General features: G+C 29.2%; 6 protein-coding genes. 4 read left to right on the plus strand and 2 right to left on the minus strand.

From position 1 onward, the window contains the following. Window positions 1-131: 131 nt before the first annotated feature. A complete protein-coding gene (locus J2Z44_RS21055; protein ID WP_021285683.1) occupies window positions 132-569 on the minus strand; it encodes a helix-turn-helix domain-containing protein in 438 nt (145 codons plus the stop codon). A gap of 587 nt (window positions 570-1,156) precedes the next feature. Between J2Z44_RS21055 and J2Z44_RS21060 the strand changes: the two genes are divergently transcribed. Genes J2Z44_RS21060 through J2Z44_RS21070 form a run of 3 tightly spaced genes read left to right on the plus strand, consistent with a single transcriptional unit; the run spans window position 1,157 to window position 3,141 of the window. After that, entirely contained in the window at window positions 1,157-1,474 is a 318-nt protein-coding gene (locus tag J2Z44_RS21060; RefSeq protein ID WP_021285684.1) for a hypothetical protein, read from the plus strand. Then, window positions 1,461-2,465, plus strand: a complete 1,005-nt coding sequence (locus tag J2Z44_RS21065) for a DnaD domain protein (protein ID WP_021285685.1) — start codon at window positions 1,461-1,463, stop codon at window positions 2,463-2,465. The genes J2Z44_RS21060 and J2Z44_RS21065 overlap by 14 nt, the downstream gene beginning before the upstream one ends. A gap of 28 nt (window positions 2,466-2,493) precedes the next feature. Next, a complete protein-coding gene (locus tag J2Z44_RS21070) occupies window positions 2,494-3,141 on the plus strand; it encodes an ATP-binding protein (RefSeq protein WP_035320044.1) in 648 nt (215 codons plus the stop codon). Between the two features lie 172 nt (window positions 3,142-3,313). Here the strand turns inward: J2Z44_RS21070 and J2Z44_RS21075 are convergent, their stop codons facing one another. Further along, complete coding sequence (locus J2Z44_RS21075) at window positions 3,314-4,225, minus strand: Rpn family recombination-promoting nuclease/putative transposase (protein WP_209650046.1); 912 nt, start codon at window positions 4,223-4,225, stop codon at window positions 3,314-3,316. A gap of 426 nt (window positions 4,226-4,651) precedes the next feature. Here J2Z44_RS21075 and J2Z44_RS21080 point away from each other — a divergent pair, with 426 nt between their 5' ends. Next, window positions 4,652-5,836 (plus strand): hypothetical protein, encoded by a 1,185-nt coding sequence (locus J2Z44_RS21080; protein WP_021285688.1) that lies wholly within the window; start codon window positions 4,652-4,654, stop codon window positions 5,834-5,836. Window positions 5,837-5,983: the final 147 nt, after the last annotated feature.

Below are 5,983 nucleotides of genomic sequence, written 5' to 3' on the forward strand. Positions count from 1 at the left end.
ATCAATATTGGTGTTCACAAGATTAGTATTGATATCTAGAAGGCGTTTGGTACGTTGTATTTTTTGGTAATTTTAAATTACTTGTAAAGTGGTGTTACTCTTATATGTAACATAAAAATTCCTCTTAGAGACTATTTTTTTCGTTTACTCATAGCTTTTGCTTGCCAAAATATTTCAGACATAGTATCTAGTATTTCCTTCTTGTCTTCTTCATCAAATTCATCATTCATAAAGAATGCCTCAATTTCTCGTTTTAAATATAATACATATTGTTTTTTATCCATATGCGTTACCTTGTATTTCTCTAAATAATCCTCGGGAATGACTATATCATCTATATTAAACTCATAGAGTTTTTCATTATCTTCTCCATCATGGCCCATTAAGTAGTCTAAAGAAACACCAAAAAACTCTGCAATTCTTGGTAGGGTGGAGGCTTCAGGTAATTGAAGATTCTTTTCATATCTAGAAATAGAGCTCTTACTTAAAGAAAAGATATCAGCTAACTGTTGTTGGGTATATCCTTTACTTTTTCGTAACTCTTTCAATCTTTCGCCAAAGGTTGTCACAAAATCACCTCTATACTTAATATAATATCATAAGTTGTGCTAAAGTAAATAATTTTTGCAAAAATTAAGAAAATTTGCTGTATAATATTGACAAGTTGCGCTTAGTGCAATAATATAAATTTATGAAACTTGTGATAAAAGTAACAATGTATGGAAAATAACTTACTAAATCATTAGAAACTAAAATATATTTACAGGATTTATATAAGCTATATGCTTCAGTTAACTACATAAATTTACTCATCATAAAATTATGTAGTAATTTTACTATTAATACAAAATACCTCTACAACATTCTGATTTACCTACCAGTAGAAGTTTGAGAGTAATCAATGCACACATGAACTTAATTTAATTCTTCATTGTGGTTACTTATATAGTCTTTTATGAGGAATTTTTATGTTGAAAGAGCCTTAAAGAAACTAAGGCAGGACTGCTGTACAAGCTAGGTCTTGGCTTTAGTTTCATATAAAATAAATAGCTAAATTTAGTTTACTTTATAAAAGAAATAAAGGGAATATTTTTTTAACTAAATTCATTTTTAGACATGGTATAAAATAGTTAGATTAATTTTGAGGAGGAATACTATGGTAGTACAAAGTTATGAGGAGAACCAAAACAGTAAAGAACTAATGATTAAAATTTTAAATTACTTTGCTTTAAAGGATACTATTAAAGAAATAGAAGAAGAAATGAGATTAATTGAAGACAATGTAATTGATGTATTTGGAAATGGTAGAAGCAAGAAACTTGGAGACTTTGTTATAAAACTTGAAAGTAAGACTTCTTATAAAGTAGATGATGAAGTACTTAAAAGAAAGTACCCAGAAATATATAAGAGAGTATGTAAGAAAGAAGTTATTAGAGCTCTTGAAATTGAGGAGGAGTATTATGGCTATTTATAGACAAGTTCATGTTGATTTTTGGCAGGATGCCTTTGTGTTAGATTTAAATTCACAGGAAAAATACTTTTATCTTTATCTAATGACTAATAGTAAAACCTCTCAGTGTGGAATATATGAATTATCCATGAGAATTATAGAAATGGACACAGGCTATGATAGAGAAACAATAGAAAACCTACTGAAGAAGTTTCAGGAGTATGGGAAAATACTCTATTGCAAGGAAACTAAAGAAGTGATGTTATTAAATTGGCTAAAGTTTAATTTTGTAAATAGCCCAAAAGTAAAAAGCTGTATGACCAAAGAGCTGGCAGAGGTTAAAAATAAAGAGTTTTTAAAGAAACTTATAGACATAGTGAAACAGCAAAAATTAACAGAAGACATTAATTGGATACCCTATTCAACTGACGAAGGAAACTTTAATGCAACCTCACAGGAACCCCCCTTAGATACCATATCTAAATTACAGGAATACCCTACACATACCCTATCCATACCAAGTGAAACTCCAGAAAATACTATATCCATAGACTATGGGGAAGAAAGAGAAGAAGAAAAACATATAGAAAGAGAAATAAAAGAAGAAGAAAAACAAAAAGAAATAAAAGAAGAAAAAGATATAAAACAACAGCTACAACAAGAAGTAGAAAGACAATCTGTAGCTTTATTAAAACATTTTGAGAGCTTAACAGGGCATGTTGGAAAGTTAAATCTAAACTCGGTAAAAACAGCAGTGAAGGTACATGGTTATGACAATGTAAAAATGGCTATAGAAAAAGCTTTAGAAGCAAATAAGACTTCTATGAGCTATATAAATGGAATTCTTAAAAACTGGGCTAAAGATGGCTATCCAAAAGATTTGGAGGGAATAAAACATGGAAACAGAATCAACTTTAGAGAAAATAATACAGGAAAATTCAGCGGTTTTAAACCTGAAGATCCTAAAAGACTTACAGCAAAAGAGCAAATCCAGATTGAAGGAGAGCTTATATAAATGTGAAAAATGCGGTGACACTGGGTGGATTCTTATTCCTCAGGAAAAGTATGCTCCCTTAGCAGTTTCCTGTGATTGTAGGCAGCTAGAAATAATAAAAAACGGCTGGGTAAAAGCAGGGATAAATCCGGAGATTAGTAAACAAACCTTTTCTTCTTTTGAAGTTTGGAATGAAGCTTCACGAAAAATCAAAGAAACTGCCATGGCTTATTATAAGGACTTTAGCACCATAAAAAATAATAGAAGAAATAGCATTTTGCTTTGCGGACAAGTGGGAAGTGGAAAGTCCCATGTAAGCGTTGCTCTGGCCTTAAACCTTTTAAAGAAAAATGTAAAGGTAGTGTACATGCCTTATCGTGATACAATAACCAAGCTAAAACAAAATATGGTGGATGGTGTCTACTATGAAAAAATCATTACTAAATACAAAAGCTGTGAAGTGCTACTAATAGATGACCTTTTTAAAGGAAAAATCACTGAAGCAGACATAAACATCATCTTTGAGATTATAAACCATAGATACCTTAACCATCTCCCCTTGATTATCAGTACAGAATATCTTGTAAATGACCTTCTAAACTTTGATGAAGCTGTAGGCTCAAGAATCTATGAAATGTGCAAGGATTACACTGTGGAAATTGAAAAGGGAAAAGAGGGGAATTTTAGGCTTAAGTAGGAAGAAAATAAAAGGTAGCTTTTATTAGTAAGAAAATGTTAAGGGTTAATGCAGCTTAATTTATCGAGGAATACAGAACCATTTATTGAATCTCTTCCTCTCGAAAAAAGGCCACCCTAATAAATTTAGAGTAGCCTTTTTACAAATCAATAAAAATATGGCTAATAAATATTTATAGGTATTTATAGATATCTTCAATAGTGTTTAGCTCAAAGATATCAAGAGATAAAATCTCAAATTTATCTTCTGAAAGTTTTTTAATTTTTTCTTCTAAATCTCTAGGTAAGTCTTTAAACTTTCTATTAAGTTGTTTAATTAAAAGAGTAACTCTACCCTCTTCTAAGGCTTCCTCACGTCTAGTTGCCTCATCGTGAAGAGCCATTTCTCTTGAAAGATAGAGGGCACGAGCCTCTTTATCTTGGCTCATGGTTCTTAGAATATCGTAAGCTTTTTCTATATCTCTATTAATTTTTGCCATTTCTAAAATAACCTCCTTTGAATCACCTTTAATAAAATTCATCCACTGGTATAAGTTATCCATAGTATTTATATTTTTTAGTTTACTCAATTCTATGAAGTGAATTTCTAAAACATCTGTTAATCTTAACTTTGTTTCATCTTCCTGAATATGAAATAGGTTATGATACTTATTAGTATTTATACAATCATAATCAACAATGTTAATAGCTATGGTCTTTTTAAGCTTTTTATAACTTTCACCTACAGCAATTTGTTCTATGTAAAGCTTTGACCAATAATAAAGACTTCTTTCAGGCATAGAAACAGTTCTTAAAACTTGAATTTCTATATCAATGTGATGGCCAACATCAGTTATAGCTCTTACATCTAAGACGCTTTTCTTATCTTCAATATTCTCTTTAAGTAGCTCAGAATTTAAAATTGTTACATCCTTTACCTTGTCACTTAATATAGAATTTAGGAGAGAGATTAATAAGTCTTTATTTTTTACATCACCAAAAATCTTTTTAAATACAAAATCGTTTTTGGGTTTAAGTAAAAATTCCTCATATCTATCTGAGGTTTCTCTTACAAAATATGTTTCTATAATATTATTATACTGCATAGAATCAGTCCTTTCCATAAGTTCTATTTTAATTATTGACATGAAAGATAAAATTATGCAAACGAATGTTTGGATTTGATGATATATTCAAGGAATAGTCACTATTTAGAAGAAACATAAAGGCAAATTAATTGAAGATAGCTCTAGTAGAAAGTTTTACGACAAATTATTGTCTATAAATCAAAGGTAATAAACTTTAATATTGAACTTGGAAAAATATTCAATGTTACTTCAATTTTAATAAAAATGATGAGATAATAATTTAAAAAGAACTTAAATAGATGAAATTGTTGCAAGGATATAGACTAAATATGGAGGTAGCATAGGATGAAATAATAGAAAGATCAACATTTAGCTAAGCCGTGTTTGAATTTGTCATATTCTCAAAATGTGTTGACTAAATAAATTATAAGGAGACCAAATAAATTGATTAATACTGATTTTAAAATTTCAAATACTTTATTAGAAAAGGTTAATAGGAATATATATTTAATACTAGAACTTTATATAGAAACATGCAAAGGGTTAGATTATGAAGATATATTAGATGAAATATTTCCATTTCATTTTGTAAGAAAAAATAAGGAGAAATGTATTGAAGTAATTGAAGAATTAAAAGAGTATACAACAGATTTTTATTTACATGAACTTAATCCTGTTCAGCAATATGCTTTGTTTCACTTAATAGAATGGTGGTTAGAAGTTACAGAATATGAGTTTGAAGAGATTATTGATGAAAAAGAATTAATAAGTGAAGAAGACATTTATGTTGCTGAAAATATTAATAATATAGATAATTATAAGTCAATCTTATTTTCAGATTGGGACTTTCTCGAGGAGGGTTTAGCACATGATTTGGAGTATTATAAAATATATGGGCCAGCTTATGAGGAATTACGTGATATAAATTTGGAAGATTACTTAGAATTATTACCAGATGATAAAAAAATGGAATTTTTCAGGACAAAGAATAAATATGAAACATACTTAAAATTAGAAACAAATATTCCCAAACACGAACAACTAGTAATTAAACAATTATATAATGCAATAATGCTAAGACAAAATGACCCTAGAAGATTACAGAGTACTACTGAGACAGAGTTAAGTGATGATGTTAGCGATATAGCAAAAGAAAAGCTACATGAGAATGGAATAATTATTGCAAGAGAAATGCCAAGCGGTTATTCTAAAAAGAATATAGGAGAATGTGACTTTTATATTTATACATATAAGGATGGTATTTACAGAACTATTGCAATTGGTGAAAATAAAGAATGGGGTAATTTTGAAAACCAATTGAAGCAATTGATAGGATATATGACTCAAGATGTAGAATTTGGATTTACAATTTTATTTAATAAATCGGTTCAATCTAGCACAGCTTTAACAAAGAGGTTGGAAATGCTTAAGAATTTTTATGTTGAAGTTGATGGAAATAAAATATTCCAAATTGTTGGTGATATATTAGAGATTAAGAGTATGAATGATGTTTTAGTTACCAAACATGAAAATCCAGAGAGGAAAGGAACATATTTTAAAATATATCACTTTATAATAAATGCTAATTCTGGTGAACGGAAGGAATCAGCTCTACAGGCTAGAAGATAGGAACAAAGATGATATTGGTGATGACGCAAAGAAAGAAATTACAAGAAAGTTACTCTTAAGCCCCGAAACTATCTTGGACAATTCCTTATACATTCAGTATAATGTATAAAGTGAATGGAGGTAAAGAAATGAAAGGTAGAAGTTATA

Origin of the sequence: Clostridium punense, assembly GCF_017874425.1 — a bacterium.
Taxonomy (GTDB): domain Bacteria; phylum Bacillota; class Clostridia; order Clostridiales; family Clostridiaceae; genus Clostridium_J; species Clostridium_J punense.

Excerpts from the sequence above, each read along its gene's own strand:
- J2Z44_RS21060 (WP_021285684.1), top strand. The coding sequence starts at position 1,157 with ATGGTAGTACAAAGTTATGAGGAGAACCAAAACAGTAAAGAACTAATG.
- J2Z44_RS21065 (WP_021285685.1), top strand. The coding sequence starts at position 1,461 with ATGGCTATTTATAGACAAGTTCATGTTGATTTTTGGCAGGATGCCTTT.
- J2Z44_RS21075 (WP_209650046.1), bottom strand. The coding sequence starts at position 4,225 with ATGCAGTATAATAATATTATAGAAACATATTTTGTAAGAGAAACCTCA.